The sequence below is a fragment of the Pseudomonas sp. GW821-FHT09C08 genome, from assembly GCF_059418125.1.
The window spans coordinates 1456715-1482742 of record NZ_JBWKPG010000001.1; the positions used below are offsets into that span (position 1 = coordinate 1456715).

Annotated in this window: 28 protein-coding genes and 1 pseudogene; 13 read left to right on the forward strand and 16 right to left on the reverse strand. The window is 62.4% G+C overall.

Annotated features, from left to right (window positions below; all coding sequences use genetic code 11):
* Nucleotides 1-45: 45 nt before the first annotated feature.
* From AC07OJ_RS06115 to AC07OJ_RS06140, 6 genes are all read right to left on the reverse strand, one after another.
* The gene (locus tag AC07OJ_RS06115; RefSeq protein ID WP_495094203.1) at nt 46-3138 is read right to left on the reverse strand and encodes an error-prone DNA polymerase; all 3093 of its coding nucleotides are present in this window, start codon (nt 3136-3138) and stop codon (nt 46-48) included.
* Nucleotides 3114-4526 (reverse strand): Y-family DNA polymerase, encoded by a 1413-nt coding sequence (locus tag AC07OJ_RS06120; protein WP_495094204.1) that lies wholly within the window; start codon nt 4524-4526, stop codon nt 3114-3116. The genes AC07OJ_RS06115 and AC07OJ_RS06120 overlap by 25 nt, the downstream gene beginning before the upstream one ends.
* Nucleotides 4527-4533: 7 nt before the next feature.
* A complete protein-coding gene (imuA, locus tag AC07OJ_RS06125; protein ID WP_065907693.1) occupies nt 4534-5148 on the reverse strand; it encodes a translesion DNA synthesis-associated protein ImuA in 615 nt (204 codons plus the stop codon).
* Nucleotides 5148-5765 (reverse strand): transcriptional repressor LexA, encoded by a 618-nt coding sequence (gene lexA / locus AC07OJ_RS06130; RefSeq protein ID WP_213554380.1) that lies wholly within the window; start codon nt 5763-5765, stop codon nt 5148-5150. The genes imuA and lexA overlap by 1 nt, the downstream gene beginning before the upstream one ends.
* A 942-nt stretch (nt 5766-6707) precedes the next feature.
* Nucleotides 6708-7295 carry an NUDIX domain-containing protein gene (locus AC07OJ_RS06135; protein WP_120450760.1) on the reverse strand — a complete coding sequence of 196 codons (588 nt, stop codon included), beginning with the start codon at nt 7293-7295 and terminating at the stop codon, nt 6708-6710.
* A gap of 32 nt (nt 7296-7327) precedes the next feature.
* Nucleotides 7328-8173 carry an SDR family NAD(P)-dependent oxidoreductase gene (locus AC07OJ_RS06140; protein WP_495094205.1) on the reverse strand — a complete coding sequence of 282 codons (846 nt, stop codon included), beginning with the start codon at nt 8171-8173 and terminating at the stop codon, nt 7328-7330.
* Between the two features lie 162 nt (nt 8174-8335).
* On the opposite strand from AC07OJ_RS06140, the gene AC07OJ_RS06145 reads away from it, so the two are divergent.
* Nucleotides 8336-9262, forward strand: coding sequence for an alpha/beta hydrolase (locus tag AC07OJ_RS06145; RefSeq protein WP_065907690.1), 927 nt, complete (start codon nt 8336-8338; stop codon nt 9260-9262).
* A 192-nt stretch (nt 9263-9454) separates the two neighbouring features.
* Here the strand turns inward: AC07OJ_RS06145 and AC07OJ_RS06150 are convergent, their stop codons facing one another.
* A complete protein-coding gene (locus tag AC07OJ_RS06150) occupies nt 9455-10615 on the reverse strand; it encodes an alpha-hydroxy acid oxidase (RefSeq protein ID WP_495094206.1) in 1161 nt (386 codons plus the stop codon).
* Nucleotides 10616-10736: 121 nt separating this feature from the next.
* On the opposite strand from AC07OJ_RS06150, the gene AC07OJ_RS06155 reads away from it, so the two are divergent.
* Entirely contained in the window at nt 10737-11522 is a 786-nt protein-coding gene (locus tag AC07OJ_RS06155; RefSeq protein ID WP_065907687.1) for a DeoR/GlpR family DNA-binding transcription regulator, read from the forward strand.
* Here the strand turns inward: AC07OJ_RS06155 and AC07OJ_RS06160 are convergent.
* Genes AC07OJ_RS06160 through AC07OJ_RS06170 form a run of 3 tightly spaced genes read right to left on the reverse strand, consistent with a single transcriptional unit; the run spans nt 11487 to nt 12879 of the window.
* Nucleotides 11487-12224 carry a DUF72 domain-containing protein gene (locus AC07OJ_RS06160; RefSeq protein WP_495094207.1) on the reverse strand — a complete coding sequence of 246 codons (738 nt, stop codon included), beginning with the start codon at nt 12222-12224 and terminating at the stop codon, nt 11487-11489. The two genes, AC07OJ_RS06155 and AC07OJ_RS06160, sit on opposite strands and share 36 nt — an antisense overlap.
* Nucleotides 12221-12652 carry a DNA methylase gene (locus tag AC07OJ_RS06165; RefSeq protein WP_495094208.1) on the reverse strand — a complete coding sequence of 144 codons (432 nt, stop codon included), beginning with the start codon at nt 12650-12652 and terminating at the stop codon, nt 12221-12223. Before AC07OJ_RS06165 ends, AC07OJ_RS06160 begins: the two co-directional genes overlap by 4 nt.
* A 2-nt stretch (nt 12653-12654) precedes the next feature.
* On the reverse strand, nt 12655-12879 hold the full coding sequence (locus tag AC07OJ_RS06170) for a hypothetical protein (RefSeq protein ID WP_495094209.1): 225 nt from the start codon (nt 12877-12879) through the stop codon (nt 12655-12657).
* A 198-nt stretch (nt 12880-13077) separates the two neighbouring features.
* Here AC07OJ_RS06170 and AC07OJ_RS06175 point away from each other — a divergent pair, with 198 nt between their 5' ends.
* Both AC07OJ_RS06175 and AC07OJ_RS06180 read left to right on the forward strand, forming a co-directional pair.
* Nucleotides 13078-13581, forward strand: a complete 504-nt coding sequence (locus tag AC07OJ_RS06175; RefSeq protein ID WP_065907683.1) for a DUF4142 domain-containing protein — start codon at nt 13078-13080, stop codon at nt 13579-13581.
* Between the two features lie 30 nt (nt 13582-13611).
* The gene (locus AC07OJ_RS06180) at nt 13612-14172 is read left to right on the forward strand and encodes a type 1 glutamine amidotransferase domain-containing protein (RefSeq protein ID WP_495094210.1); all 561 of its coding nucleotides are present in this window, start codon (nt 13612-13614) and stop codon (nt 14170-14172) included.
* A 61-nt stretch (nt 14173-14233) separates the two neighbouring features.
* Here AC07OJ_RS06180 and AC07OJ_RS06185 read toward each other — a convergent pair whose 3' ends face one another.
* On the reverse strand, nt 14234-14440 hold the full coding sequence (locus AC07OJ_RS06185; RefSeq protein ID WP_065907680.1) for a PLDc N-terminal domain-containing protein: 207 nt from the start codon (nt 14438-14440) through the stop codon (nt 14234-14236).
* A gap of 139 nt (nt 14441-14579) precedes the next feature.
* On the opposite strand from AC07OJ_RS06185, the gene AC07OJ_RS06190 reads away from it, so the two are divergent.
* From AC07OJ_RS06190 to AC07OJ_RS06205, 4 genes and pseudogenes are all read left to right on the forward strand, one after another.
* Complete coding sequence (locus AC07OJ_RS06190; RefSeq protein WP_065907679.1) at nt 14580-15137, forward strand: ATP-dependent Clp protease proteolytic subunit; 558 nt, start codon at nt 14580-14582, stop codon at nt 15135-15137.
* 189 nt (nt 15138-15326) lie between these two features.
* Entirely contained in the window at nt 15327-15803 is a 477-nt protein-coding gene (locus tag AC07OJ_RS06195) for a PA2171 family ribosome-binding persister protein (protein ID WP_065907677.1), read from the forward strand.
* A gap of 167 nt (nt 15804-15970) precedes the next feature.
* Nucleotides 15971-16081: pseudogene (locus tag AC07OJ_RS06200) on the forward strand (con-10 family general stress protein); the annotation flags it as partial.
* Between the two features lie 80 nt (nt 16082-16161).
* Entirely contained in the window at nt 16162-16440 is a 279-nt protein-coding gene (locus AC07OJ_RS06205; RefSeq protein WP_495094211.1) for a hypothetical protein, read from the forward strand.
* Between the two features lie 4 nt (nt 16441-16444).
* On the opposite strand, the gene AC07OJ_RS06210 is transcribed toward AC07OJ_RS06205, so the two are convergent.
* Together AC07OJ_RS06210 and AC07OJ_RS06215 are read right to left on the reverse strand one after the other, a co-directional pair.
* Nucleotides 16445-17761 (reverse strand): OprD family outer membrane porin, encoded by a 1317-nt coding sequence (locus tag AC07OJ_RS06210; protein WP_495094212.1) that lies wholly within the window; start codon nt 17759-17761, stop codon nt 16445-16447.
* Between the two features lie 203 nt (nt 17762-17964).
* A complete protein-coding gene (locus tag AC07OJ_RS06215) occupies nt 17965-18360 on the reverse strand; it encodes a winged helix-turn-helix transcriptional regulator (protein ID WP_065907670.1) in 396 nt (131 codons plus the stop codon).
* Nucleotides 18361-18451: 91 nt separating this feature from the next.
* Between AC07OJ_RS06215 and AC07OJ_RS06220 the strand changes: the two genes are divergently transcribed.
* Nucleotides 18452-19354, forward strand: a complete 903-nt coding sequence (locus tag AC07OJ_RS06220) for an aromatic alcohol reductase (RefSeq protein WP_495094213.1) — start codon at nt 18452-18454, stop codon at nt 19352-19354.
* Here the strand turns inward: AC07OJ_RS06220 and AC07OJ_RS06225 are convergent.
* Together AC07OJ_RS06225 and AC07OJ_RS06230 are read right to left on the reverse strand one after the other, a co-directional pair.
* A complete protein-coding gene (locus AC07OJ_RS06225; RefSeq protein WP_065907667.1) occupies nt 19329-19874 on the reverse strand; it encodes a putative natural product biosynthesis protein in 546 nt (181 codons plus the stop codon). The genes AC07OJ_RS06220 and AC07OJ_RS06225 overlap by 26 nt on opposite strands.
* A 62-nt stretch (nt 19875-19936) precedes the next feature.
* Nucleotides 19937-20320 carry a DUF2946 domain-containing protein gene (locus tag AC07OJ_RS06230; protein WP_065907665.1) on the reverse strand — a complete coding sequence of 128 codons (384 nt, stop codon included), beginning with the start codon at nt 20318-20320 and terminating at the stop codon, nt 19937-19939.
* A gap of 164 nt (nt 20321-20484) precedes the next feature.
* On the opposite strand from AC07OJ_RS06230, the gene AC07OJ_RS06235 reads away from it, so the two are divergent.
* From AC07OJ_RS06235 to AC07OJ_RS06245, 3 genes are all read left to right on the forward strand, one after another.
* A complete protein-coding gene (locus tag AC07OJ_RS06235; protein ID WP_065907664.1) occupies nt 20485-21090 on the forward strand; it encodes an SCO family protein in 606 nt (201 codons plus the stop codon).
* Nucleotides 21090-21557, forward strand: coding sequence for a copper chaperone PCu(A)C (locus AC07OJ_RS06240; RefSeq protein ID WP_065907662.1), 468 nt, complete (start codon nt 21090-21092; stop codon nt 21555-21557). The genes AC07OJ_RS06235 and AC07OJ_RS06240 overlap by 1 nt, the downstream gene beginning before the upstream one ends.
* 463 nt (nt 21558-22020) lie before the next feature.
* Nucleotides 22021-23643 carry an argininosuccinate lyase gene (locus tag AC07OJ_RS06245; protein ID WP_106803546.1) on the forward strand — a complete coding sequence of 541 codons (1623 nt, stop codon included), beginning with the start codon at nt 22021-22023 and terminating at the stop codon, nt 23641-23643.
* 32 nt (nt 23644-23675) lie between these two features.
* Here AC07OJ_RS06245 and AC07OJ_RS06250 read toward each other — a convergent pair whose 3' ends face one another.
* Nucleotides 23676-24890: a cation:dicarboxylate symporter family transporter gene (locus AC07OJ_RS06250; RefSeq protein ID WP_495094214.1), complete on the reverse strand. Its 1215-nt coding sequence runs from the start codon at nt 24888-24890 to the stop codon at nt 23676-23678.
* A 117-nt stretch (nt 24891-25007) separates the two neighbouring features.
* On the opposite strand from AC07OJ_RS06250, the gene AC07OJ_RS06255 reads away from it, so the two are divergent.
* The gene (locus tag AC07OJ_RS06255; protein WP_201145032.1) at nt 25008-25937 is read left to right on the forward strand and encodes a LysR family transcriptional regulator; all 930 of its coding nucleotides are present in this window, start codon (nt 25008-25010) and stop codon (nt 25935-25937) included.
* Nucleotides 25938-26028: the final 91 nt, after the last annotated feature.

Here is a 26028-nt window from a genome sequence, read left to right on the forward strand (position 1 = left end):
GTTTCATTGCATATAACGTATCCGCAGCGGCGGCGGCAACTCCCCTCAGTGAAAATCCCGGCTCCGCACCGTGATCCCCTCCAGCAGCGGCGTCAGGTCGGTCAGGCGCCCGGCAATCAGGTGCCGGACCTCGCCCACCGCTTCCCAGCGCCCGTCCACCTTGAGCAGCCGCGAGCCGACCAGGGCCTGGCGCTGGCGCTCGGCCAGGTCGCGCCAGACCACCACATTGAGGTTGCCGAACTCATCTTCCAGGGTGACGAACGTGACGCCGCTGGCGGTGCCAGGACGCTGGCGACCGGTGACCAGCCCGGCGATGCTGACGTTGCGCCCATGCTCCACCGCAAGCAATTCCTGCGAGCTGCGGCAGCGTCGTCTGCGCAGCTCCGCGCGCAGCAGCGCCAAGGGATGCGGCCCGAGAGTCGTGCCGACGGTGGCGTAGTCGGCGTGCAGGTCCTCACCCACCGTGGGTGCAGGCAGCTCCACCTGCGCCTCGTCGGGGCTCGGCAAACCGGCGAACAACCCCAACTGTTTATGCACCCCGGCCACGTCCCAGCGCGCCTTGTGCCGGTTGCCGGCCAGGGCGCGCAAGGCCCCGGAATCCGCCAGCAAGGCCTGGGCGCGGGGATCCAGCCCGGCGCGTTCGTCCAGGTCGGCGATGTCACTGAAGGCCCGACGCTGGCGCGCCGCCTCGATGCGCCGCGCATCCTCTTCGCGAAACCCCGAGATCATGCGCAAGCCCAGGCGAATCGCCGGCTGTTCGCCGTCGCTCGGCTCCAGGCTGCAATCCCAGTCACTGGCCTGCACGTCCACCGCACGGACCTGCAAGCGATGGCGTCGCGCGTCCTGCAGGATCTGGTCCGGGCTGTAGAAACCCATTGGCCAGCTGTTGATCAGCGCGCAGGCGAAGGCCGCCGGCTCATGGCATTTGAGCCAGCAACTGGCGTAGGTCAGCAAGGCAAAACTGGCCGCATGGGACTCGGGAAAGCCATAGCTGCCAAAGCCCTTGATCTGCTCGAAAATCTGCGCGGCAAACGCCTCGCTGTAGCCATTCTTGAGCATGCCGGTACGCAGGCGCTGCTGATGCGGTTCCAGGCCGCCGTGGCGTTTCCAGGCGGCCATCGAGCGGCGCAGCTGGTCGGCCTCGCCGGGGCCGTAGTCGGCGGCGACCATGGCAATCTGCATCACCTGCTCCTGGAACAACGGGATGCCCAGGGTGCGTTTGAGCACCGCTTCGAGCTGCGGCGACGGGTAGGTTTCCGGCTCTTCCTTGTTTCGCCGCCGCAGGTACGGATGCACCATACCGCCCTGGATCGGCCCCGGCCGCACAATCGCGACTTCGATCACCAGGTCATAAAAGGTCCGTGGCTTGAGCCTTGGCAACATCGACATCTGCGCCCGCGACTCGATCTGGAACACGCCGATGGTGTCGGCCTTGCTGATCATCGCGTAGGTGGCCGGGTCTTCCTTGGGGATCGTCGCCAGGGCCAGGTCGCGATTGCGATGACGGCGCAGCAGATCGAAACAGCGGCGGATCGCGCTGAGCATGCCCAGCGCCAGGATATCCACCTTGAGCAGGCCGACGGCGTCGAGGTCGTCCTTGTCCCACTGGATGATGGTGCGCTCGGCCATGGCGGCGTTTTCCACCGGCACCAGGGTGTCCAGCGGGTACTCGGAAATCACGAAGCCGCCAGGGTGCTGGGACAAGTGCCGGGGGAAGCCGATCAGTTGCTGCGTGAGGGTGAGCACGCGGCGCAGGATCGGGCTGTGCGGGTCGAAACCACCTTCGCGCAGGCGTTCCAGTGGCGGTGCATCATCGCTCCAGCGCCCGCAGCATTCGGCCAGGGCGTTGATCTGGTCCGGCGGCAAGCCCAGGGCCTTGGCCACATCGCGCACCGCGCCGGCCGCGTGGTAACTGCTGACCACCGCCGTCAGCGCCGCGCGGGTGCGGCCGTAGCGCTGGAACACGTACTGCAGCACTTCTTCGCGGCGTTCGTGTTCGAAGTCGACGTCGATGTCCGGCGGCTCGTTGCGCTCCTTGGACAGGAAACGCTCGAACAGCATGTCGGTCAGGCTCGGGTCGATCTCGGTGATGCCCAGGGCAAAACACACCGCCGAGTTGGCCGCCGAGCCCCGGCCCTGGCACAGGATCGAACGGCTGCGGGCGAAGCGCACGATATCGTGCACCGTGAGGAAGTAACTTTCGTAGCCCAGGTCGCTGATCAATTGCAGCTCGTGATTGATCTGCTGCAAGGTCTTGGCGTCCACCCCGTGCGGCCAGCGCTGGGCGATGCCTTCTTCGGTCACGCTGCGCAACCAGGACCTGGCGTCATGGCCCTCGGGCACCAGCTCGCGCGGGTAGTGATAGCGCAGCTGGCTCAAGTCAAAAGTGCAGCGGCGCGCGATGTTCAGGGTTTCATCGCGCAGCGCTGGCGGGTACAGCGCGGCCAGGGCATCGAGGCTGCGCAAATGCCGCTCGCCGTTGGGGTGCAGGCGCGTGCCGGCTTCGGCCACCGGCACGTGATGGCGGATGGCGGTCATGGTGTCCTGCAGGGCGCGGCGACCGCGCGCATGCATGTGCACATCGCCGCAGGCCACTGCCGGGATCTGCAGGCTGGCAGCCAGTTGCAGGTGCTGCTCCAGGTGGCGTGCATCGTCCTGGCCGCAGTGCAGGTGCACCGCCAGCCACAGGCGCCCGGCAAAGGTGCGGCGCAGCCATTGGACCGAGGCCTGGGTGTCCTGGTCGTCGGCGACCCACAGCGCCAGCAGGCCGGGCAGCGGTTGTTCGAAGTCTTCCAGCAGCAGTCGGTACTGGCCCTTTTCGGCCCGGCGCCGCGCCAGGGTAATCAGCCGGCACAGGTGCTGGTAGCCGTTGAGGTCCTCCACCAGCAACACCAGTTTCGGGCCGTTCTCGATGCGCATCTCGCTGCCGATGATCAGCGGCAACTCCACCGCCTTGGCCGCCTGCCAGGCGCGCACGATGCCCGACAAGGTGCACTCGTCGGTAATCGCCAGGGCGCTGTAGCCCTCGCGCTTGGCCCGCTCGAACAACTCCAGCGCACTGGAAGCACCGCGCTGGAAGCTGAAGTTGGACAGGCAATGCAGCTCGGCGTAACTCATGCGAACCAGCCTTGCAGCCACAACCCATCGCTTTGTCCCACGGTGCGATAGGCCCAGCCTTGCTGGCCGGCACGGGTCTGGATCAGGTAGTAGTCGCGGCGAATATCGGCGCCATCCCACCAGCCGGACTCGATGCGTTCCGGGCCCATCAGGATGTGCACCGCCTGCTCAGCCAGCAGCGTCGGTTCGTTGAGCAGCCAGCCGGGGCGTTGCACCTTGCTCAAGATCGGGCATGCGCGACTGTCAGCCGCTGCTTGCCAGGCGCACTCGGGACGATGATCGGCGTGAAAACGCAGGCCTTGCACCGCGTCATCCCCCAGGCGCGCACGCAAGCGTTCGCGCAGTTGCTCCCACGGCAAGGTCTGCTGCGGACGGTCATCGAACAGGTCCTGGCGTTGCGGGACGAAGACCGGCAAATCCTGGGCCACCAGGCGAAAACCGCGCACCGGTGACGTCACTTGCACCTGCTCCAGGCGCCCGCGGGCCAGCTCGAAGAGCATCGCCGGTTCGCGCTCGGCGCTCAGCAGGCCGACCTTGATCACACTGTCGGGCGCCTGGGCATGTTCCAGGTGCAGGTCGAAGCGCTGCACGCCACTGTCGCGGCCGCAAAGGAAGGCGGACAGGTCGCCGGTCAAGCGGCGCAATGGAAACAGCAAGGCCTGGTGGGATTGCACGTCGAAATTCAACTCGATGCGCACATCGAACTGGTCCGGCGGCTGATAGAACGCCAGCGCCAAGGGCCGCTGCCCGCTCAACGCATCCAGGTGCTTGAGCAGGCTGGCGTCAAAGCGCCGCGCCAGGGTATGCCGGGGCAGCGCCTGCACCTGGGCCAGGCTGCGCAGGCCCATGCGCGACAAGGCGGTGGCCGCCGCAGGGTCGAAGCCGGCGCGGTCGATGGGCAGCGGCGCCAGGGCCTGCATCAAGCCCTCATCGTTGACGGCCAGGCCATCGTAGATATTCGCCAGCACCCGCGCCGCCGCCGGGTTGGGCGCAGCGACGATACGGTGGCGAAAACCCAGGTCGGTCAGTTCCGTGCGCAAGCGTGCCTCGAACTGCGCCCACGGCCCGAACAGCCCCAGGCTCGACTCGATTTCGAACAGCAAGGCGCGTGGGTAATACACACTGACCTGGGAGCTGAAGCGGTAGGCCCAGGCGGCGAGGAACTGTTGCCAGCGTTCTATTTCAGCCGGGTCGTATTCGGCGCAGGTGAAGGTCTTGGCCAGCGCATGCGCGGCCGTCAGGGATTGGCCGGGGCGCAGGCCCAAGGCGCGCGCAGCGTCATTGACGGTCTGCAGCACGCGACGCTGCGGCGTACCGGCCAGCAGCGCCAGCGGTTGATCCGGTTCGGGATACAGGCGCTGCACCCCGTCCAGCGCCAATTGCGGGAAGACAATACACACCCAGCGCATGGCAACCTCAGTGCCCCGCCAGTGCAATCGGTGCCGGGTGGGCCAGGCCGCCCCGGCATTTGAGCACCCGTACCTGCGCCGGCCTGGCTTCGACGACCAGGCGCAAGGCGGCGGGCGAGGCGTTGACCGCCTCACTCAAGGCACGCCAGGCAAATGCCAGGGTCTGCCCGGTTTCCGCCGCCACCTGCAAGCGGCGCAGCGCGCGATCATCGGCCTTGCGCGGCCAGCACAGCACCGCGCCGCAACTGCCGGAGCGCAGGCATTGCTCCACGGCCCACAGGGCATCGCGTTCCTCGGCCTGGATCACCGAGAGCTGACGCAAATCCACTCCGGCGTTCTGCCAGGCATGCGGGTACGGCGTGTAGGGCGGCGCCACCAACACAATGCGCTCGCCCGCCGCCGACAGCCGCGCCAGGGTCGGCAGCACCAGCTGCAGCTCGCCCACACCTTCCTTGGCCATGAGGATTTCGCTCAAGGCCGACTCCGGCCAGCCGCCTGTCGGCAACACCGCATCCAACGCCGCCAGTCCGGTGGGCTGCACGCTGGCCGGAGGCGCGGCAGGTCGGCCCTTCCAGACACGGCCGCCATTGAACAGCGTATCCAACGCAACCACGGCGCCCATCAGCCTTGCCTCACCAGGCCGCAAAACACCCCTTCGATGGCCAGGTCCTGATCGGGCCCGACCACGATAGGTTGATACGCAGGATTGCGCGGCAGCAAGCGCACATGCTCGCCGTGACGTTCGAAGCGCTTGATGGTGACTTCGCCGTCCAGGCGCGCCACCACAATCTGCCCATTCAACGCCTCGGCACTGCGCCGTACGCCCACCAGGTCACCGTCGAGAATGCCATCCTCGATCATCGAGTCGCCCTGCACCCGCAACAGATAGTCCGGGGTTTTCGCGAAGGTGGCGGGGTCGAGTTGCAGGCGGCTGTGCACGTCGGCATCGGCACCGATGGGCGAGCCCGCGGCGACTCGGCCGAGGACCGGAATGTCCAGCCACTCGGGGCGTGCCGGTTGGTTGAGCAGGCGAATACCACGGGCCTGGTTGGGGTTGACCTCGATAAAACCGGCTTCGGTCAGGGCCAGCACGTGTTTACGCGCCACGCTGCGAGAGGCGAAACCAAACGCCTCGGCGATCTCGGCGAGGCTCGGAGGCTGGCCTTGCTGCGCGATACGGTCGCGGATAAAGGTCAGGATGGCGGTACGGCGGGGAGTGAGAGTCGTCATGGAGTACATTTGTACTCCTGTGGGAATTTTCTGACAATAGCCGCCAGTCTGAAGGTGGGTTTGCTCGCGAAGGCGCCGGATCAGCCACCGTCTGCAGCGACTGACCCACCGCTTTCGCGAGCAAGCCCGCTCCCACAGTTTTGATCGCTGTTCGGGCTTGGGATTCGGGGTGCTGCACCGGCATTTGAGCAGGCGGCACAACCCGGTTCCAACCTTGAAATACACCCCAAATGTGGGAGCGGGCTTGCTCGCGAAGGCGCCAGACCAGCCACCCTCTCCAGCAACTGACCCACCGCTTTCGCGGGCAAGCCCGCTCCCACAGTTTTGATCGCTGTTCGGGCTGGGATTCGGGGGGCTGCACCAGCATTTGAGCGGACGGCACAACCCGGCTCCAACCTTGGAATACACCCCAAATGTGGGAGCGGGCTTGCTCGCGAAGGCGGTAGACCAGCCACCTTCTCCAGCGACTGACCCACCGCTTTCGCGGGCAAGCCCGCTCCCACAGTTTTGATCACTGTTCGAGCTTGGGATTCGGGGTGCTGCGCCGGGATTTGAGCGGGTGGTACAACCCGATTCCAGCCTTGGAATACACCCCAAATGTGGGAGCGGGCTTGCTCGCGAAGGCGCCAGACCAGCCACCCTCTTCAGCGACTGACCCACCGCTTTCGCGGGCAAGCCCGCTCCCACAGTTTTGATTGCTGTTTGGGCTTGGGATTCGGGGGGCTGCACAAGCATTTGAGCGGACGGTACAACTCGGTTCCAACCTTGGAAATACACCCCAAATGTGGGAGCGGACTTGCTCGCGAAGGCGCCAGACCAGCCACTCTCTCCAGCAACTGACCCACCGCTTTCGCGAGCAAGCCCGCTCCCACAGTTTTAACCGAGTTCGACAGGCAACACCGAACAACTCCAAGGCCGCCATGTTACTGAGGAAGTGGAAAGCTCACCGCCTCACCAGCCCTCTTTCAACATCCGCAACTCCAGGTGCTGCAGTAGCAGGATGGTCTTCCCATCCACAATCTCCCCAGCCTGTACCATCGCCAGCGCCTGTTCGAATCCCAGCTCCAACACTTCGATATCCTCGCCCTCTTCTTCCAGCCCGCCGCCATCCCCCATCCGGTCACCCGGCTGATATTCGCCGATAAAGAAGTGAATCCGCTCAGTCACCGACCCGGGACTCATGAACGCCGCATAGACCTTCTCCACCTGCCCCACGCGGTAGCCGGTCTCTTCCTCCGCTTCCAGTCGAATGCGCTCCTCGGGGCTGGCATTGTCCAGCAGCCCGGCGGCCGTCTCGATCAAGTAGCCGGGGTAATCGTTGACGAACGTTGGCATGCGGAACTGGCGAATCAGCAGCACCGTGCGCTGTTCGCGGTTGTACAACAGGATCGTCGCGCCATTGCCCCGGTCATACACCTCACGGGTCTGGGCCTGCCAACTGCCATCACGGCGGCGCAGGTCGAAGCTGTATTTCTTCAGGATGTACCAGTTGTCCGAAAGGGTCTCTTCGGCCGTGATGCGAACGGGGCTGTTGTCCATGGTCAGGTCTTTGCTCAAGGGAGTCATCGGGTTCACGCCTGTTTGATGCGAGGCCACGCGGCGGCGACAGCTTCGGCGCTGTCCGCCTTGATCCGGGCGAGATTGCGCGGGTACTCCACGCCGGGGTTTTCAGTGAAGCGCGTGGCAGTGAATTGGCCATTGCTGGCGCGCAGGATGTAGCCCGTGTCCTCGCACTGCGCGGAGGCCAGGAAGACCACGCCCGGCGTCACCCACTCCGGCTTGAGTTCGTCAGGCTCCTCGGTGACACCCCACATGCGCGTCTTGGCCACCGGCGAAATCGCGTTGACGCGGATCCCGGCCTCGGCGCCCTCATGGCTCAACGCGTTCATGATCCCCAGTTGCGCCATCTTGCCGGCGCTGTAGGCCACCAGGCCGTTCTGCTCGTACTGCGCATACATCGCGCGGTCGGACGTGGTGAGGATAATGCGCGGCGCGGCGGATCGCAGCAGGTGTGGCCACGCGTGCTTGCACAGCCACAGCGGCGCGTAGAGGTTGATGTCCATGGCGCGCTGCAGGAACGCGGCATCCAGGTCGGCAATGTTCTGGTAACCGACCCAACCGGCATTGTGGATGAGGATATCGAGCTGCCCGAACGCCTCGATGGCCGAGGCGATCAGTTGCCGGCTGCCTTCTTCGGTGGACAGGTCACCCGCGTGACCGATCACCTGCAAGCCTTCGGCCTGCAAGGTCCTGGCCGCCGACTCGACCACCGTGGCGTCGTTGCCGGCGCCGACCGGGTCGGCACCAATGTCGCTGATCACCACCCGCGCCCCGCCCAAGGCCAGCGCCCGTGCATAACTGAGCCCCAACCCGCGGGCGCCGCCGGTGACAATCGCGGTTTTGCCTGTGAAATCCATGTGCTTGCTCTCCTGTGTAGCCGCCCACCCTAACAACCGGTGCAGGGGTAATTCAATGCTGTAACACTTTGCAAGCAATCGTCGTGGACGGCTGTCGAATTAATTCCTGCCTGCGCGGGCCATCTGGTAAAACCCGTGCTTCACCTTTGTCCTGGAACCTTCATGTCTTCTCGTTTTCTGTCTCGCCTGGGCCTGCGCTGGTTTCCCCTGCTGTGCATGGCGCTGCTGATCGTCGGCCTGCCGGTGGGGTGTGCCGTGCTGCAACACAAGGAGCGCGAGCTGGTGTTTCGCATAGAGCCGGGGACTGCCAGCTGGTACAGCGGTTTGCCCAAGGCAGTGCAGGAGTTCGAACTCAAGCCTGCCAGTTTCAAGTCCGGGCAGAACATCCATGGTTGGTGGTACCCGGCGGCCAAGGCCGACGCGCCGGCGATCCTCTACCTGCACGGCGTACGCTGGAACCTGACCGGGCAGTTGTTTCGCATTGAGCAGTTGCACGCCCTCGGCTACTCGGTGCTGGCCATCGACTATCGCGGGTTTGGCCAAAGCCACGGCGAGCTGCCATCGGAAACCACCGTGTACGAAGACGCCCGCATCGCGTGGGAGCGTTTCCAGGTGCTGCAACCGGACCCGAGCAAACGCCTGATCTACGGACATTCCCTGGGCGGCGCGGTGGCCATCGACCTGGCCGCCGAACTGGGCAAGCAAACGCCGTTGCCGGTGCGCGGGCTGGTGATTGAATCGACCTTCACCTCCCTGGCGGATGTGGCCACGGCGGTGGCGAATACCTCGTTGCCGGTACGCTGGCTGCTGTCGCAGAAGTTCGATTCCATCGACAAGATCGCCGCTATCCATATGCCCCTGCTGGTGGTCCACGGGCTGGCCGATCAATACGTGCCGCCGCGTTTCAGCCAGCAGTTGTTCGAAGCCGCCCAGGAACCCAAACGGCTGTTGCTGGTGCCCGGCGCCACGCACAACAACAGCATGAGCCTGGCCGGTCGCAATTATGGCCAGGCACTCGACAGCCTGATGCAAGCGAAGATGCCGCCGCAGGTTGTCACCCACTCCACAGCGCGCAACGGCGACTCATAAAAGCGCTTTTCGGCACTGGGTTCGCGCTTGCGTGTCAAGCGCAAACCCTGCCCATACTGGCCCGCGTCGAAAGTTGATCAAATATTAACCGAGGGTTAAATCACCAACCCTGCCGGGCCTTCGCAAAGTTATCCACAGAGATACCCACGGTTTTCGTGGACAACTCTTTTTATTTTTTTACGATTTTTTTGCTCAGTAAACGTTTTCGGGAAATGTACCGGGCAACAAAATCTCGCGATTCACATCGCGTATATCGTTATAGCCGCACAACGCCATCGACACGTCCAGCTCACGCGCAATGATCTGGAGTGCCTTGGTCACGCCTGCCTCGCCCATCGCGCCCAGGCCATACAGGTGCGGGCGACCGATCATGGTGCCCTTGGCGCCCAATGCCATCGCCTTGAGCACGTCCTGGCCGGAGCGAATGCCGCCGTCGAGCCACACTTCGATGCGCTCGCCTACCGCGTCGACAATCGCCGGTAACTGGCTGATGCTCGACGGCGCACCGTCCAGCTGACGGCCACCGTGGTTGCTCACCACCAGTGCATCGGCACCCGAATCCGCCGCCAGGCGCGCATCCTCTACATCGAGGATGCCCTTGATGATCAGCTTGCCGCCCCAGCACTTCTTGATCCACTCCACATCGTCCCAGCTCAGGCGCGGGTCGAATTGCTGGGCGGTCCACGACGACAACGAACTCATGTCCGCCACACCCTTCACATGCCCGACAATATTGCCGAAGCCGCGCCGCTGGGTGCCGAGCATGCCCATTACCCAGCGCGGTTTGGTCGCCATGTTGAGGATATTCGGCAGGGTCAGCTTGGGCGGCGCCGACAGTCCGTTGATCAGATCCTTGTGGCGTTGGCCGAGGATCTGCAGGTCGAGGGTCAGCACCAGTGCATCCACGCCAGCGGCCTTGGCGCGCTCGATCAATTGCTCGACAAACGCGCGATCACGCATCACATACAGTTGGAACCAGAATGGCTGGCCGACGTGTTCGGCGATATCTTCCAGCGAGCAGATGCTCATGGTCGACAAGGTGTAGCGCAGGCCAAACGCGGCGGCGGCGCGAGCGGTGAGAATCTCGCCATCGGCATGCTGCATACCGGCCAGGCCGGTGGGTGCGAGGGCGACTGGCATGGCCATGTCCTGGCCGATCATGCGGGCGCGGATCGAGCGCTCATCGATATTGCGCGCAACCCGCTGGCGGAATTTGATCCGCGCAAAATCGCTTTCATTCGCCCGGTAGGTGCTCTCAGTCCAGGAGCCGGAATCGGCGTAATCGTAGAACATCCGTGGGACACGTTTTTGCGCCAGCTTGCGTAAATCTTCGATGGTTGTAATCAACGACATCTAGGTCACCTCTCCCTGAACTGAACACAGAGAGTAACCGCCCATCGGCTGCGCAACCAGCCATTGCGTTTAGATGGGCAGGAGACTAATCTCGCACAAACCCGCAAAAAAGCGCAAAAACATGCACACCACTCATCAAGCCATTGACCTGCCTTCGTTGCGCAAACAAAAGATCCTGTTGCTGCTCGAGCGCGATGGCAAAGTCACCGCCGCCGACCTGGTAGAGCATTTCGCCGTGTCCCAGGACACCATCCGCCGCGACCTCGGCGAACTCGCGGCTGCTGGCCTTCTGCAACGCGTGCACGGTGGCGCCCTGCCCCGGCCCAAGGACACCGGCAAGGACTTCTTCACCCGGGTCGGCGAGACCAACGACGCCAAGCGTCACCTTGCCCACCGGGCCGCCAACCTGGTGGAAGATGGCCAGATCGTGTTGTTCGATTCCGGCTCCACCACACTGCAGATTGCCCAGTCGTTGCCGCGCTCGATCCGCCTGACCGTAGTCACGCCGTCGCCGATGATAGCCATCGCGCTGGCCGATCATCCCGAAGTGAAGGTGATCCTGGCCGGTGGCCAACTCAACCCGGCGACCTTGTCCACCACGGGCCAGGACGCCGTGCGCCTGATCCAGAGCGTCAAGGCCGACCTGCTGTTCACCGGCGTATGCGCACTGCATCCGCAGGTGGGTATCAGCTCGCTGCATTTTGATGAAGTGGCGGTCAAACAAGCCCTGCTCGACAGCGCCTCGCACGTGGTGGCGGTGACCATGGCCGACAAGCTCGGTGCGGTGGAGCCGTTTGTGGTGGGGCCGTGTGAACGTATCCACACATTGATCACCGAGTGGCACGTGCCGAGCGTCGAAGCGTACCAACGGTTAGGCCTGGAAGTGCTGCAGGTGGAGGTCGAGTAGGTACAGTGCATCCGCCAACGCATGACCACTGGCGGTGTTATCGAAGATGCACCAGGTGCAAATACCCTCTTCGACAGAGGCTCTCAACTGCTGCAAATAGGCCCGGAGCCGTTCCGGCCCATATGCGCTGTGATAGATACGTGGCGACCCATGCAGACGCCAATAGCGCACGCCCTGCCAACCGCCCGGTGCCTCACCGGTGTCGATGACCGGGGGATCTGCAGCCACGCGCCCAATGTGCAGGTCCTGCAACAATGCTTCAGCCTCAAGCCAGCTGGCATGACGCGGCTCCAGCACCACCACGCCCGCATAGCGTTGTCGCAGGGCGCGAAAAAACGTCGCGGCGACAGTGGGCTCATAGCGCAGCGAAGGGGGCAGTTGCACTAGCAGGCAGCCTAAGGTTTCACCCAATTGCAGGCATTGCTGAAGAAACTCATCCAGTACTGTTTCGCAGTGCTGCAAGCGCAGTTCGTGGGTAATGCGCTTGGGTACCTTGACCGAAAAACGAAAGGTGGCTGGCACGGACTGTGCCCAACGCTGGTAAGTCTTGGGCAAGTGAGGACGATAGAACGAACTGTTGATTTCAACTGCCTTCAGGCGCGAGGCATAACGCTGAAGGTGCGTACCTTCCCCCTCAAATGCAGACCATTGTTCACGGGGCAAACTCCAACCGGCGCACCCCACATACAGAGCTGCTGTCAAAACAGCACCTCAGCCGCATCGCGCATGAAAATCTCAATGGTCTTGGGCCCCACGCCGTCAAATTCCCCCAGGCGTTTTTCGAACGCCTGGCGGTCTTTGCTGGCACTGCGCATGTGGGTGATCTTGCCAGCGTATTCGGCGTTTAGCTTGGCGCTGAGGTCGAGCAGGCGCTGCGCGGTGCTCTCGTCATAACGCACGTAATGCGCACGCCCGAGCATCGAGACCAGCTCACGCGATGTGCAGTGCTGCAACTTGCGAGGCGTGTCGCGGCCCTGCTCTTCGACGATCACCTTATAGGCCTGTGCCGCGATGGGCGCCTGGATGCGCTTGCCCATCAGGAAACTGGCGACAAACCATTTGAACAGGCTGGCGTCATCCGCAGGCTTGAGATCAATCCCCAGTTCCGACGCGGAAATTGCCTTGGCCATGTTCAGCGGCCCAGCTTGCGCTCGGCCTTGGCGGCCTGCTCGTTGATCGCATCGGTCTGACGCTCGGTGTCCTTGATCGAGGTCGGCGTGAGCACCTTGTCGACGGTTTCGGTCTTGGGGTTCGGGCGCTCCAGCGTCTCGCCCTTGGCGGCGGTGCCGGCACCTTTCTGCGCCTGTTCGGAGCTGATGGGGTCAGGGGTTTTATCGGCGGTCTTGTGATCGGTCACGGTGTCTCTCCTGGCAGTTGAAGGCGTGCAAGAAAATCGCACGCACCTGTGCAGCAGAGGCCAACGGATTTCGATAGTTCAAGGAATTTGCCAGCCATGCCCGCTGGTGAGAAAAGCGCGAATTAATTTAAACCTTTTGCAGTTGGGCCGGCTCAACACTCAGGTAACGGCATCCCGCCATGTTCAAGGAGATCCACCATGACCACGCAACTGATCAAACAAATGGGCCTGACTTTCGTGCTGGTTGCCGGCTCGATTTCCACGGCCATGGCCGCGACGTCCAACAGCTTCGTAGAAGACGCGGCACAAGGCGGCATCACTGAAGTCGAGGCCGGCAAACTCGCCCTCGAAAAAAGCAGCTCGGCCGATGTGAAAACCTTTGCCCAGCACATGGTCACCGACCACACCAAGGCCAACCAGGAACTGGCGGCCCTGGCGAAAAAACTCGATATCGAAGTGCCGGACGATGCCGCGCTGACCGACAAGGCCAAGAAAGCCATCCTCGAACTGCGCGATGAATCGTTCGACAAGGCCTACGCCAACAACCAGGTGGCGGCCCATGAAAAAACTGTCGAACTGTTCCAGAAAGAAGCCGCTTCCTCGGACAACGCCGAGCTGAAAGCCTTCGCCACCAAGACCCTGCCGACCCTTGAAGCTCATTTGAAAATGGCCAAGGAACTGCAAGCCAAACACGACCATTAATCTACCCCTGACCCAAGGAGACCCTCGACCATGAGCGCGCAACTCAACGGCAAGCACATCCTGATCATCACCTCCAACACCGGCATCGAGCGCGACGAGCTGGTCAAGCCGCTGGAAGCGCTGCGCGGGTTCGGCGCCACCGTAACCCACGCATCCAGCAAGGGCGGCACCACCCAGACGTTTGTCGGCGATACCGAGAAAGACAAGACGGTGGAATCCGACGTGCAACTGTCGGACGTGGTCAGCAGCGAATTCGATGCGCTGGTCATCCCTGGCGGCACCGTCAACGCCGACACCCTGCGCCAGGATGCCGCGGCGCTGCGGGTGATCAACGACTTCGTCAAGGCCGGCAAGACCGTGGCCGCGATCTGTCACGGCCCATGGGCGCTGATCGACGCCGGCGTGATCAAGGGCAAGACGCTGACTTCCTACAAAAGCGTGCGCATCGACCTGGAAAACGCCGGTGCCGCCGGCTGGGTGGATGCCGAGGTCAAGGAGTGCAAGGCCAATGGCTGGACCTTGATTACCTCGCGTACACCGGATGACTTGCCGGCATTCAACCAAGCCATCGCCAAGGCCATGGCGGGTTGATAGCGATGGGCTGAAACGCAAACAGGCGCCTCTCGGCGCCTGTTTTTTTTACCTGTGGACCTTAGCTTCTGCGCTGCTGCGCCATCTCTCGCTTGGGACCAAACATCGCCCAGGCAATCAGCCCCAACAGCGGCACGAAAATCAGCACTACCACCCACAGCCCCTTGGTCTCCCAGCCACCGGTGCTGCGCAATACGACGTTGATCGCCCACAATTCCAACAGCAGCAAAATCACCGCCAACGCGATCCAGATATATTCTATTTGCATGGTTCACCTCCTGAGGTCTATGCATTAGGTCAAGCATCTGGCCCGAGGGTTCCATCCGATTTGCACCCGGGCACATCGCGGGCAACCTTCTAGACTCAACCTCAGTCACCCCTCTTGCACTGAATTCCGGAGGTTCAGGATGACCGAGCATGTTATCCACTTTCACTGCCAGATCGACCAAGGCACCACCGAGCGTTTTCGCGACTGCTGCCTGGATGCGATCGACGAAGGCGCCAGTTCGCTGCTGCTGAACCTGTCGACCACCGGCGGCAGCACCAACTTCGGGTTTACCCTCTACACCTTCCTCAAGGCGCTGCCGGTGCCACTCTGCGCGATCAACGCGGGCAATATCGAATCCATGGGCATCATCATGTTCCTGGCAGCGAACCGGCGTATCACCACGCCGCATTCGCGCTTTCTGATCCATCCGATGAACTGGTACTTCAGCCAGAGTTCGGTGGACCACCAACGGCTGCGCGAGTACCTGTCGAGCCTGGATAACGACCTCGCCCGCTACGTGAAAATCTATGAACTGGAGACGTCCCAGGCCGACACCCAGCTGGATATTTTCAAGTGCCTGTCAGCCGAGGAAAAGGTCATTGCCGCGCACGAATCGCTCGCCTACGGAATTGCCCATGAGGTCAAGCAGGTGGTGTTCGCCGAAGACATCAAGCATTGGAAAGTCAGCGGCGGCTAAGGACGGCGTAATGCAACACAAACCTTGCCCGACCATGCAAGCTGCACGACCGCCACACTGACACTCATGACATAAACGACTGATTAATAACGTATTTATAAATACGTTCAAGTTGGTATAACTGATGCACTACCTACCGGACGAGGCGCGCACTTCGACGCGCCCGCTTGCTATCCGTGAGGTTCCACCATGAATGCCATCGACCTTCTCAAGGCTGACCACGAACGCGTCAAGGCGTTGCTGACCCAACTGAGCGAGTCCACCGAACGCGGCGTCAAGAAGCGCACCGAGCTGCTGGCCAAACTCGAGATGGAGATCAGCCTGCACACCAAGCTTGAGGAAGAGATCCTCTACCCGGCCTTCCGCAAAGCCGGCGGCAAGGAGCAAGACATCATGTACCACGAAGCCAAGGAAGAGCATCGCACGGTCGACGCCCTGGTGCTGCCCGACCTGAAGCAGACCGAGCCATCCACCACCGAGTTCTCCGGGCGCGTCAAAGTGGTCAAGGAACTGCTGGAACACCACATCGAAGAAGAGGAAACCGAGATGTTCCCCCAGGCCAGAAAGCTGCTGGGCAAGGCGGTGCTGGAAGAACTCGGCGCTGAAATGGAAGCGATGAAAGCGGCGCACAAGAAATCCATGGGCGCCAAGCCGCTCGCGGCGTAACGTCCATTCGTCGCATGGCCGCGAACTTTTTCAAACTTTGCTTTCGGTTGAGTATTCCCAATTAAGCGACACCATTGATTCACTCATTGATGAGGGATTTGAAAATGGCTACCAGCGGAAAAACCACCACGGGTGCAGGCGGCAAAGCCAAGCCCGAAACGCAGAAAAAAAGCGGCGGTCAAGGTTCGGGCGGCAACTTTGCCAATGACCGCGAAAAGGCTTCTGAAGCCGGCAAAAAAGGCGGGGCGCACAGCTCCGGTGGCGGCAAGAAGTCTTGATTGAAGCAGTACTGAAGCCCGGATTTTTCGGGCTTCAGTCATGATCAGAGCAACAAGGGGATCGCGTCATGAAGACCAGAATGTCCCAAAGGATTTTGCTTATTATCGGCCTGTCGGCCCTGCTGGCCAGTCCGGCCTTCGCCGCCTTCGGCGACGACACCGCGCCGTCACCGAATACGCTGAGCGACAGCAGCGCCGCCGGCTCCGCCCTGCCTCCGGGCACCTACCCCAGCAGCCCGTCAGACAGCGACAAAAAAACCGAGACTGCTCCCAAGGAAAAAGCCTCGCCGAGCCCTGCGCCGCACAAACAGCCCAGCAGCAAGGCGACGAAAAAGAAAACCCCGCATACCGGCAGTTGACGCTCTACATCAGCGGGATGCTGTAGCTGACAATCAGGCGCGTTTCATCTTTGTCTGCGGTGTCATTCCCGCGCAGCACCGCACTGCGCCAGGTAAACCCCAGGCCCTTCAACGTGCCGTTGGGAATCACATAATCCAGGCGCAGGTCGCGTTCCCATTCGCTGTTATTGCGGCCGGCGGTACGGATATGGCTGCCGTGGATATAGGTCACGCTTGAACGCAGGCCAGGAATGCCCAGGCCGGCAAAGTCATAGGCATAGCTGCCCACCGTCGCCTGCTCGCCGGCATTCACGAACTTCAGTGACTGCGAATTGGTGATCAGGTAGAGCGAGCGGCCCTGACCTTGGTTGATATGCGGGAAGTCACTTTCGCCCGTGGTTTTCTGGTAGCCAAGGCTCAACGCGTGCCCGCTCAGACCATAGGTGAACAGTGCGCTCCACAAGCGGTTGTCGACCTTGCCCGTGTTGATGCCCGGCGCGTAGTAACCCGAGCTGACATATCCTTCGCTGCGCCCCGCCGCGCTGCCATTCTTGCCATCAGCGGTGCTGTAGAAATAGCGCAGGTCGCTCTTGAATTGTCCCACCGGCAACTGCCAGTTGTGCACCAGGCCGAGGAAGTGCTGCTGGTAGAAATTCTCCAGGTTGGCGTAGTAGTACTGCAGCTGCAGCTGCTTGGTAACGCTGTAATCAATCCCGCCGTAATAGAACTGGTTGCTGGATTTGCCTTTGATCGGGTCATTGGCACCGGCAATCGACATGCCCTGGCCGTTGCTGGAATTGCGGTCGACAACCTGCTCAAGCTTGCCGGCAACCAGGTTGAAATCCTTGAAGTCCTTGGAATCCAGCTGATAGCCACGAAAGGTCTGGGGCAGCAGGCGCCCGTCTTCGGTGGTCAAAACCGGCAGCTTGGGCATCAGGCTGCCGACTTTCAATTGAGTCTGGGCGATGCGCATTTTGCCGGTGACGCCAGTCTTGCTGAAGTCATGTGAGGCCTTGCCGTCGTCCAGGGGGAAAACGCTGCCAGGAGTGTTGTATGCACCGGCCTTGCCGGCGCGGCCCGACGCGTCCAGGCGCAGGCCATACCATTGTTGCAGGTCCAGGCCCAGGCCGACCACGCCCTCGGTGAAACCGGACTGGTAGTTGAACATGAAGGCCTGGCCCCACTCCTTGTCCGAGCCGCCCCTGGCATTACGGGTGTCCTGGTTGTAGTAGAAATTACGCAGGTCGAGGCTGGCTTTGCTGTCATCGATAAAACCGGCGGCAGCCGCCTGCTGCGCCGCGCCGATGGACACGGCGAGCGCCAGGCAAGTGGTGTGCTTCATGAAGGCTCCGAGAAGTGATTGAGGCGACCCCGTCACGGCCCAACCCTGTTCTTTGTCAGTCGGGTCGGTGCCGCATTCAACGGGAGCGCGCACGGTATAGAGTTGAGCGGCACAGAAACAGCCGCCAAAACCGCCAATCACTTTTTCAGTTTGCGTAACAATCCAGGCCTGCCTCCGCTCGCGTCTGCCCGGCTGTTTCCCGATCAAGCCTGATCAAACTGCTCCCGCGCCTGGCGAAACGCCTCGCCGTTTTCCACCACCCAGGTCCACAGCGGAATCATGTGCACCAACAACTGCGTGCCGAGGGGCGACAACGCGTATTCGACCCTTGGCGGCACTTCCTGAAAGTCATGGCGCAGCACCAGGCCGTCGCGTTCCAACTGGCGCAAGGTGCGGGTCAACATGCGCTGGGTGACGCCCGTCATGCGTCGACCGATCTCGGCATGGCGCAGGCGACCGGACACGCCGAGCACGTGCACGATGCCCAATGACCAGCGGTTGCCGGCGTGGCTCAACACCTCGCGCTTGAGGCCGTCATCGTCGGCGCTGAGGGCGTCGCAGGCGGCCTGCGAGCGACGGATGATTTCGTCGTTATCCATGGGGGGCTCTCGGTATCACGCGTGTGCCTTCTTATGCGCGGCGTTTAATTCTGCAAGCATGCCACGACTTTCACTGTTGACGGAGAACCCTATGACTTCCCCTTCCATCCTGGTGCTCGGAGCCGGTGAACTGGGCATGGCCGTGCTGCGCGAACTGGTCGCCCTGGCGCCGCAGGGCACCCGCATCGCCGTGCTGTTGCGTGCGCAGTCGGCTACCGCGAATGGCTTGAGTGAGCTGGGCGTCGAGCCATTGGCCGGCGATCTGCAGAACGATAGCCAGGACACGCTCGCCGCGCTGTTCGCGCCGTTCGACACGGTGATCAGTTGCATCGGATTTGCCGCAGGCCCAGGCACCCAACGCAAGTTGGCACAGGCGGCGATCCGCAGTGGGGTCAAGCGCTATGTGCCGTGGCAATTTGGCGTGGACTACGACGTGATCGGCCGTGGCAGCCCGCAGGACCTGTTCGACGAGCAACTGGACGTGCGCGACCTGCTGCGCGGCCAACAGACCACCCAGTGGCTGATCATCTCCACCGGGATGTTCACCAGCTTTCTGTTCGAGCCGTCGTTTGGCGTGGTCGACCTCGCGCAAAACACCGTGCATGCCCTGGGCGATTGGGACACAGCCGTCACCGTCACCACGCCCGAGGACATCGGCCGGCTGACGGCGCAGATCGTGCTCGCTGAACCCGCCATCGCCAACCAGGTGGTGTACACCGCTGGCGACACCCTGACCTACGGGCAGTTGGCCGACACCGTCGACGCCGCCTTGGGCATCCAGCTCCAGCGCGAACCCTGGTCGGTGCCGGCGCTACTGGCCGACCTCGCCAGCAGCCCCGACGACAACCTGAAGAAGTACCGCGCGGTGTTCGCCCAGGGCAACGGCGTGGCCTGGGACCCCGCCGTCACGTTCAACGCCCGGCACGGCATCGCCGTGACCGACGTCGACGCGTGGATTCGCCAGCACCTTACGGCACCGGCAACCAGCCGCTGAATTCGCCCCGCGTGTCCAGTGAGCCCCAGACAAAGTCCCCCGCCGGCACCGGCGTGCGCGGCGGCTCGACGGTCGCTCGCGGGGTGCCCTTCCACTCCAGTACGGTCGAACCTTGCCAGGCCAGGATCACACCCTGTGCCGGGCTGTCGTCGGTATTGATCCAGCGCGCTGCGGCGGCGGCCATGAAGGCTTCGATCGGCTCATCGTCGATCTGCGTGCGATACGGCGAGCCCAGCAGCCAGCGACCGATGTTCAGGTGATAGGTCCAGTCCTGCGCTGGCTGGTTGCGGTAAGCCCAGGTCATGAAGCTGCGAAACAGGTTCAGGCCCTCGGGTGGGTCGAGCTTGAGCAGCGCCGGGCAGATGTCGAACACGCTGTGCCAATACGGCAACAGGCGCGCATCCAGGTGTACGAAACAACGGGAATTGCTCGGGTAGTCAGGCTGCACAGGTTCCGCGCGCAGGCGACGCGACGCCTTGCGGACCAGGCGGCTGGCGCCGGCAGGCAACAGGTGGTTCATGAAACGCACTCTCAGTCGTGACGATAGAACGCCCCCTGGTTACAGGGAGCCCAAGGCACACGTCAGAAAGTCGGGGAAGCGCGGGGGTTGGCCGAGGGCCAGGAATAACGCGGTGGCGCCTTGTTGCGCCGCTCATGCGCCGGACGCGGGGTTTGCGCCAGGCCCAACAGCCAGGCGAGACCAATCAGGAACACCAGCGCAACGGTGACGGCGTTGCACACCGGGCAGGCAAAGTAGTTCGAGATGTTGCTGGAAGACGGGCTGCCCAACCCTTTGTCGGAAAGTGGCGCCTGGCTACCGTCCACCGAACAGAACGCCCCGCCGATCCCGTTGAGTTGCTGGCCGAGCATCTGGCCATGCCCCAAACCGCACGCGAACAGGTTCATCAGCACGCAGAAGTACAGGGTCCAGACGATCAGCGGACGGGCGGGATGGCTCGATTTCATGGCGGCGACTCTACCATCAGAGCAGCAAAAGGATGAAGCACCGCATGCCCCTGTGGCAGAACGTCGCAGATTACGTGCGCTTCCCAGGGTTGGTAGACTTGGCGCCCTCAAAGCCTGATGTGTAGATCCAGAGCAATGCAGGCGTTTCACAGGATGCACAGTTGATGAGTACGTTATTTACCCGCCGCAAGGTCCTGACCGGCATGGGCCTGCTGGGTCTGGGCCTGCTGGCCGGTTGTGACAACAGCCCCAGGTTGAACTTCAAGTACGGCAAGGACTTGAGCGACAAGATCATGGGCCGCACCTTCAAGCTCAAGAACACCGAGGGCGACACCGTCACCCTCAGCTCCTACCGTGGCCTGATGCCGGTGGTGTTCTTCGGCTTCACCCAGTGCCCGGCCGTGTGCCCGACCACCCTCGCCCGCGCCGCCCAGGCCAAGAAGCTGATGGGCCGCGACGGCGAGATCATGCAGGTGATCTTTATCACCCTGGATCCGGAACGCGACACCCCGGAGATTCTCGACAAGTACGTGAAAGCCTTCGACCCCAGCTTCGAAGCGCTGTATGGCACCCCGGAAGAAATCGCCGTGGCCGCCAAGGAGTTCGGGATCTTTTATGAAAAGATCCCCGCAGGCGACACCTACACGCTGTCTCACACGGCCACCAGTTTCGTGTTCGACACACGCGGCAACCTGCGCCTGGGCCTGCAGGCATCCCTTAACGCTAAAGAGTGCGCAGAAGACCTGCTCACCGTCATGGAGGTCTGCTAATGACTGCCGTTCAACACCTCAAGCGCACCCTGATCGGCCTGTCCCTGCTGGGCCTCGCAGCGCACGCCAGCGCCCAGGTACTGGTCACCGACGCATGGGTACGCGCCTCGGTACCGGGCCAGCCGTCCAGCGGCGCGTTCATGACCCTGACCGCCGACAGCGACAGCCAGTTGCTGAGCGTCGCAACGCCTGCGGCCAAGGACGTGCAGATCCATGAAATGAGCATGAAGGATGACGTGATGCGCATGGGCCCGGTGGATTCCGTCGCCCTGCCGGCGGGCAAGGCCGTCAAGCTCGACCCGGATGGTTATCACGTGATGCTGATGGGCCTGACCAGCCAGATCAAGGAAGGCGACCAGGTGCCGCTGACCCTCACGGTGAAAAACGCCAAGGGTGAGAAACAAGCCATTGAAGTCAAGGCCACCGCACGCGGCCTGGATGGGATGGACCATAGCAAGATGCATTGATCTGTTGCCGCTGGGTTTTCTGGGCAGCACCAGATTTTTGTGGCGAGCGGGCTTGCCCCGCGTTGGGCTGCGCAGCAGCCCTGAAACTTGACAAGCCAAATCCACCTGAAGAACCGCAGTGCATGCCTGGGGCCGCTGCGCGCCCCAACGCGGGGCAAGCCCGCTCACCACAATAGCCCCCGCTCACCACAACAATCTCATTCACCACAACAGCCCCCGCTCACCACAACAATCTTATTCAACACAACAGCCCTCTCCCTACAACAACCTCATTCACCACTACGCCCCCTCCCCCAGCAACCCCCTTCATTCCCCGCAAACCCTCCCAACGCCATACCTAAAACCTCTGCCTTCAACACTTACTATATATTTTCAATCTGCAAACAGACCCGATAGCCTGATCCTGCCGCCTGTGCCCTGCGCCCGGCTGGCCCCCAATTCCAAAAATAAATCGGGTATTCCTGTGAACACATCCCCCCGCGCCCTGAAAAGCCTGCTGCCTCTGGCGGTGGCTTTCGCCCTCTTCAACAGCTTCGGCGCCCAGGCGGCCAACACCGGCGAATTGCCGTGTACTACCACCGAACAATGCGCGGCCCAGGCGGCGAAAGTCGGCGCCACGCCCGACAGCTCGCAAACCGAACACAAGGCCAAGGCCGATCCGACCCAGACGCAATTCGCCTGGCTGAATCGCATCAACAAAGCCTCGATCGTGATGCTCACCGAAGAAGGCATCGTCAAGCCGGACATGGGCCAGAAGATCGCCGGCGGTGTGCGCTACGCCATTGCCCAGGCCGATCAGCCCGGCGGCACGCGCCCCAGCGACGTGCTGCAACTGGAAAAGATCATGACCGACAAGATCGGTCCCGAGGCCTCGCTGATCCACTCCGGGCGCAGCCGCCAGGACATGCTCGCCACCTACCGCCTGGCCGCGTTGCGCAGCCAGGTGCTGGCCTATAGCGAGGCACTCAACGCCACGCGCCTGCGCCTGCTGAACATTGCCGACAAGAACGTCGACACCCTGGTGCCCGCCTACACCAACGGCGTGCAGGCCATGCCGATCAGCTATGCCCACTACCTGCTGGCATTCGAGGCCGCGTTTGACCGCGATGGCCAGCGCATCCGCGAACTGTACACACGCTTGAACAAGAGCCCGATGGGCACCGCGGTGTTGGCAAACTCGGCCTACCCGCTGAACCGCGAGCGCCTGGCCGAACTGCTGGGGTTTGATGGCGTGCGCGAGAACTCGCTGGATTCGAGCCAGGTGTCGACCTACGACATCCCGATCGAAGCAGCCAACCTGGCGTCGTCCTCGGCGATTCGTGTCGGCGCCATGATCGGCGACATCCACACCCAGTATCACCAGATCCGCCCGTGGCTGCTGCTCGATGAAGAAGCCACCTATACCAGCAGCGCCATGCCGCAAAAACGCAACCCAGGCTTGCTGATGCGGGCGCGGGAGACCGCCTCGGACGTGGTCGGCCTGGCCCAGGCCGTGACCTTGCGCGCGCATAACGTCACCACTGGCATGACCGACTACAAGTTCGCGTTCGACTCATTGGGCGTGTTCCGATCGACCAAGGAGATGTTCCAGGCCATGGACGCAGTGCTCGACGCGCTGCAGATCAACCCGCAGCGGGCCCTGGAAGAACTGGAATCGGAGTGGACCACGTCGATGGAGCTGGCCGACACCCTGGAGCGTCAATACAAGGTGCCGTTCCGTATTGGTCACAGCTTTGCCTCGCTGATCGTCACCGAAGCACGCAGCAACGGCACCACGCCGAAGACCTTCCCTTACGCCGACGCACAAAAGCTGTATAGCCAGGCAGCGGACAAGTACAAGTGGACTCCCAACACCTTGCCGCTGGACGAGGCCGGTTTTCGCGCGGCGTTGTCGCCGACCACCATGGTCCAAACCCGCAAAGGCACCGGCGGCCCGCAGCCGCAGGAGGTCAAGCGCATGCTGGTGGAGGCGCGCAAGACGCTGGAAGCGGATCAGCAGTGGCTGAAGGAGCGGCGTGAGAAGCTGCAAAGTGCAGAAGGCAACCTCGACAAGGCCTTCGACAAACTGGCCAATACCAAAGGCTGACCCCTCACCAGTAGGAGTCGGCTTGCTGGCTCCTACTGGGTGGGCAGTGCGTGTTTCAACACTTCACGATCAATCGACTTCTGCCACCCGCAAATCGCCAGGCACGCCACGCAGTTGCCGAGCACATTGGTCAGCGAGCGGCACTTCATCAAGCGCTCCACTCCCAACAGCAGGCCCACCCCTTCCAGAGGGACCAGTTGCAGGATGTTCAAGGTGGCGATCAAGGTGAACAGCGCCGACCCCGCCACACTGGTGGAACCCAGTGACGTCACCAGGCAGATCAGCAGCACCGCGAGCAGCTCCGGCAGGGCAATCTCGACCCCGGCCATATGCGCCAGGAACATGATCGCGGTAGTCAGGTACAGGTTGGTCCCGGCCAGGTTGAAGGTGTAGCCGGTGGTCAACACCAGCCGCACTAATTGGCGATCGCAGCCCAGGGCTTCGAGTTTATCCACGCAACCGGGAAGTGCCGCCACGGAAGAACCGGTGAATGTCACCAGCAATAACTCTTCTTTCAAATAACCCATCAAACGCGTGAGCTTTATTCCAACTAAACGCGTAATAAAGGCCAATACCACAACCACAAATAACGCACTCACCAGGTATATAACCAGCACGAACTTCAACAGCGGCAAGACCGAACTAATCCCATATTTACCCACCACAAACGCCATCGCCGCAAACGCCGCCAGCGGGGCAAACTTCAAGACTATCCGCAGTACGAAAAACACCCCCTGGACGCCCGCCTCCAGCCAGCCCAGGCAGCGATTGCCGAGGCTGCTGCCGCGCCCCAGCAGCAGCCCGCAGAGCACGGCGGCGAACATCACTTGCAGCACCAGGCTCTGGGTAAACACTCGGTACAGCGTGGAGGACGCCGACAGCAGCGACAGTTCATGCAGGAAGCTTTCGGGCGGTAACGGCGGCGCCGAGACTGCGCTGGGCTCGAGGTTGAACACCCAGCCCGTGGCCATGCCCAGCATCAGCGCGGCACACGACATCAACTGGAAATACACAATGATGCGCCTTACGACATGGCGGTGCTGCGGCGCGCGCTTGATACCGGCAACACCGGTGGACACCAATACAAACAACAGGAACGGCATCAATAAGCCGACGCACTTGATGAAACCGTCACTCAACACTTTCATTTCAACCGCCAGGCTTGGAGACACCAGGCCCAGCGTCATGCCAAGTGCGATGGCAATCAAAATAGGCAGGGTGGCGTTCTTGGCGTATCGGATCGGCATCGGTACTCCAGCCTGTTTTTATTTATTGTTATTGTCGCTGCGCGCCGCTTTCGGCATATTGGGCGCCTGGCCGCTGCCGGCCGCAAATAATAAAGTCTTGTCACGGGATATACCACCATGGAACTTCGCCATTTACGCTATTTCATCATGGTGGCCGAAGAGCGACATTTCACCCGTGCCGCTGCGCGCCTGAACATGCAGCAACCGCCCCTCAGCCAGCAGATCCGCGCCCTTGAGCAAGAGCTGGGCTTCGACCTGTTCAAGCGCCACCCCAAGGGCGTCGACTTGACGGCCGGTGGCCTGGTGTTTCTCGATGAAGCGCGGATCATCCTCGCCCGTGTCGAACAAGGCTCGCTCAAGGCGTCCCGCGCCGCCCAAGGCATCGAGGGCACGCTGGTGATCGGCTTCACCAGCTCCGCCGCCGCCCACCCGCTGATCCCACGGATCATTCGCGCGTACCGCGAGCGCTACCCCGGCGTGGAGCTGTCGATCAACGAAGGCAGCGCCCGGGAAGTGACCGAGGACAGCGTGGAAAAGCGCATCGACATCGGCATCCTCCGCGCGCCGGTCAGCACTCACCAAAGCCTGACTTTCCACCGCCTGCTCAACGAAGCAATGCTGCTGGCGCTGCCCACCGGCCACCCATTGCTGAAAGCCCCCGGCACCGACATCGCGCTCGACGCGCTCAAGGATGAACGCTTCATCCTCGTACGCCGCCCCGGCGCGCCGGGCATGTACGCCAACCTGATCAAGGCCTGCCAGAACGGCGGCTTCGAACCGAAGATCGCCTTTGAAGTGGAACGCATGCTCACCAATCTCAGCCTGGTGGCCGCCGGCGAAGGCATCTCGGTAGTCCCTGCGTCAATGCGCGACGTACACCGCGAAAGCGTGGTGTATTGCCGGATCAAGGACGCGCGGCCGAAGCTGCTGGCGCCGATTACCCTGGTGCGGCGCACATTCAATCCATCGGCGCCGCTGCAGAACTTTATCGGGCTGGCGCGGGAATTGGCCGGGGTGTATCGCAAGCAGGCGCTCAATCCACACTAAACAGCGTCGCACCTACCTGGCGCGGCACGCGATAGACATAGATAGCGGTCGGTCATCCGGCTTGTTTGCCGGCAAGCCGCCCCCTACAAAG

Excerpts from the sequence above, each read along its gene's own strand:
- AC07OJ_RS06120 (WP_495094204.1), bottom strand. The coding sequence starts at position 4,526 with ATGCGCTGGGTGTGTATTGTCTTCCCGCAATTGGCGCTGGACGGGGTG.
- imuA (WP_065907693.1), bottom strand. The coding sequence starts at position 5,148 with ATGGGCGCCGTGGTTGCGTTGGATACGCTGTTCAATGGCGGCCGTGTC.
- lexA (WP_213554380.1), bottom strand. The coding sequence starts at position 5,765 with ATGTACTCCATGACGACTCTCACTCCCCGCCGTACCGCCATCCTGACC.
- AC07OJ_RS06135 (WP_120450760.1), bottom strand. The coding sequence starts at position 7,295 with ATGGACAACAGCCCCGTTCGCATCACGGCCGAAGAGACCCTTTCGGAC.
- AC07OJ_RS06140 (WP_495094205.1), bottom strand. The coding sequence starts at position 8,173 with ATGGATTTCACAGGCAAAACCGCGATTGTCACCGGCGGCGCCCGCGGG.
- AC07OJ_RS06145 (WP_065907690.1), top strand. The coding sequence starts at position 8,336 with ATGTCTTCTCGTTTTCTGTCTCGCCTGGGCCTGCGCTGGTTTCCCCTG.
- AC07OJ_RS06150 (WP_495094206.1), bottom strand. The coding sequence starts at position 10,615 with ATGTCGTTGATTACAACCATCGAAGATTTACGCAAGCTGGCGCAAAAA.
- AC07OJ_RS06155 (WP_065907687.1), top strand. The coding sequence starts at position 10,737 with ATGCACACCACTCATCAAGCCATTGACCTGCCTTCGTTGCGCAAACAA.
- AC07OJ_RS06165 (WP_495094208.1), bottom strand. The coding sequence starts at position 12,652 with ATGGCCAAGGCAATTTCCGCGTCGGAACTGGGGATTGATCTCAAGCCT.
- AC07OJ_RS06175 (WP_065907683.1), top strand. The coding sequence starts at position 13,078 with ATGACCACGCAACTGATCAAACAAATGGGCCTGACTTTCGTGCTGGTT.
- AC07OJ_RS06180 (WP_495094210.1), top strand. The coding sequence starts at position 13,612 with ATGAGCGCGCAACTCAACGGCAAGCACATCCTGATCATCACCTCCAAC.
- AC07OJ_RS06185 (WP_065907680.1), bottom strand. The coding sequence starts at position 14,440 with ATGCAAATAGAATATATCTGGATCGCGTTGGCGGTGATTTTGCTGCTG.
- AC07OJ_RS06190 (WP_065907679.1), top strand. The coding sequence starts at position 14,580 with ATGACCGAGCATGTTATCCACTTTCACTGCCAGATCGACCAAGGCACC.
- AC07OJ_RS06195 (WP_065907677.1), top strand. The coding sequence starts at position 15,327 with ATGAATGCCATCGACCTTCTCAAGGCTGACCACGAACGCGTCAAGGCG.
- AC07OJ_RS06205 (WP_495094211.1), top strand. The coding sequence starts at position 16,162 with ATGTCCCAAAGGATTTTGCTTATTATCGGCCTGTCGGCCCTGCTGGCC.
- AC07OJ_RS06210 (WP_495094212.1), bottom strand. The coding sequence starts at position 17,761 with ATGAAGCACACCACTTGCCTGGCGCTCGCCGTGTCCATCGGCGCGGCG.
- AC07OJ_RS06215 (WP_065907670.1), bottom strand. The coding sequence starts at position 18,360 with ATGGATAACGACGAAATCATCCGTCGCTCGCAGGCCGCCTGCGACGCC.
- AC07OJ_RS06220 (WP_495094213.1), top strand. The coding sequence starts at position 18,452 with ATGACTTCCCCTTCCATCCTGGTGCTCGGAGCCGGTGAACTGGGCATG.
- AC07OJ_RS06225 (WP_065907667.1), bottom strand. The coding sequence starts at position 19,874 with ATGAACCACCTGTTGCCTGCCGGCGCCAGCCGCCTGGTCCGCAAGGCG.
- AC07OJ_RS06230 (WP_065907665.1), bottom strand. The coding sequence starts at position 20,320 with ATGAAATCGAGCCATCCCGCCCGTCCGCTGATCGTCTGGACCCTGTAC.
- AC07OJ_RS06235 (WP_065907664.1), top strand. The coding sequence starts at position 20,485 with ATGAGTACGTTATTTACCCGCCGCAAGGTCCTGACCGGCATGGGCCTG.
- AC07OJ_RS06240 (WP_065907662.1), top strand. The coding sequence starts at position 21,090 with ATGACTGCCGTTCAACACCTCAAGCGCACCCTGATCGGCCTGTCCCTG.
- AC07OJ_RS06250 (WP_495094214.1), bottom strand. The coding sequence starts at position 24,890 with ATGCCGATCCGATACGCCAAGAACGCCACCCTGCCTATTTTGATTGCC.
- AC07OJ_RS06255 (WP_201145032.1), top strand. The coding sequence starts at position 25,008 with ATGGAACTTCGCCATTTACGCTATTTCATCATGGTGGCCGAAGAGCGA.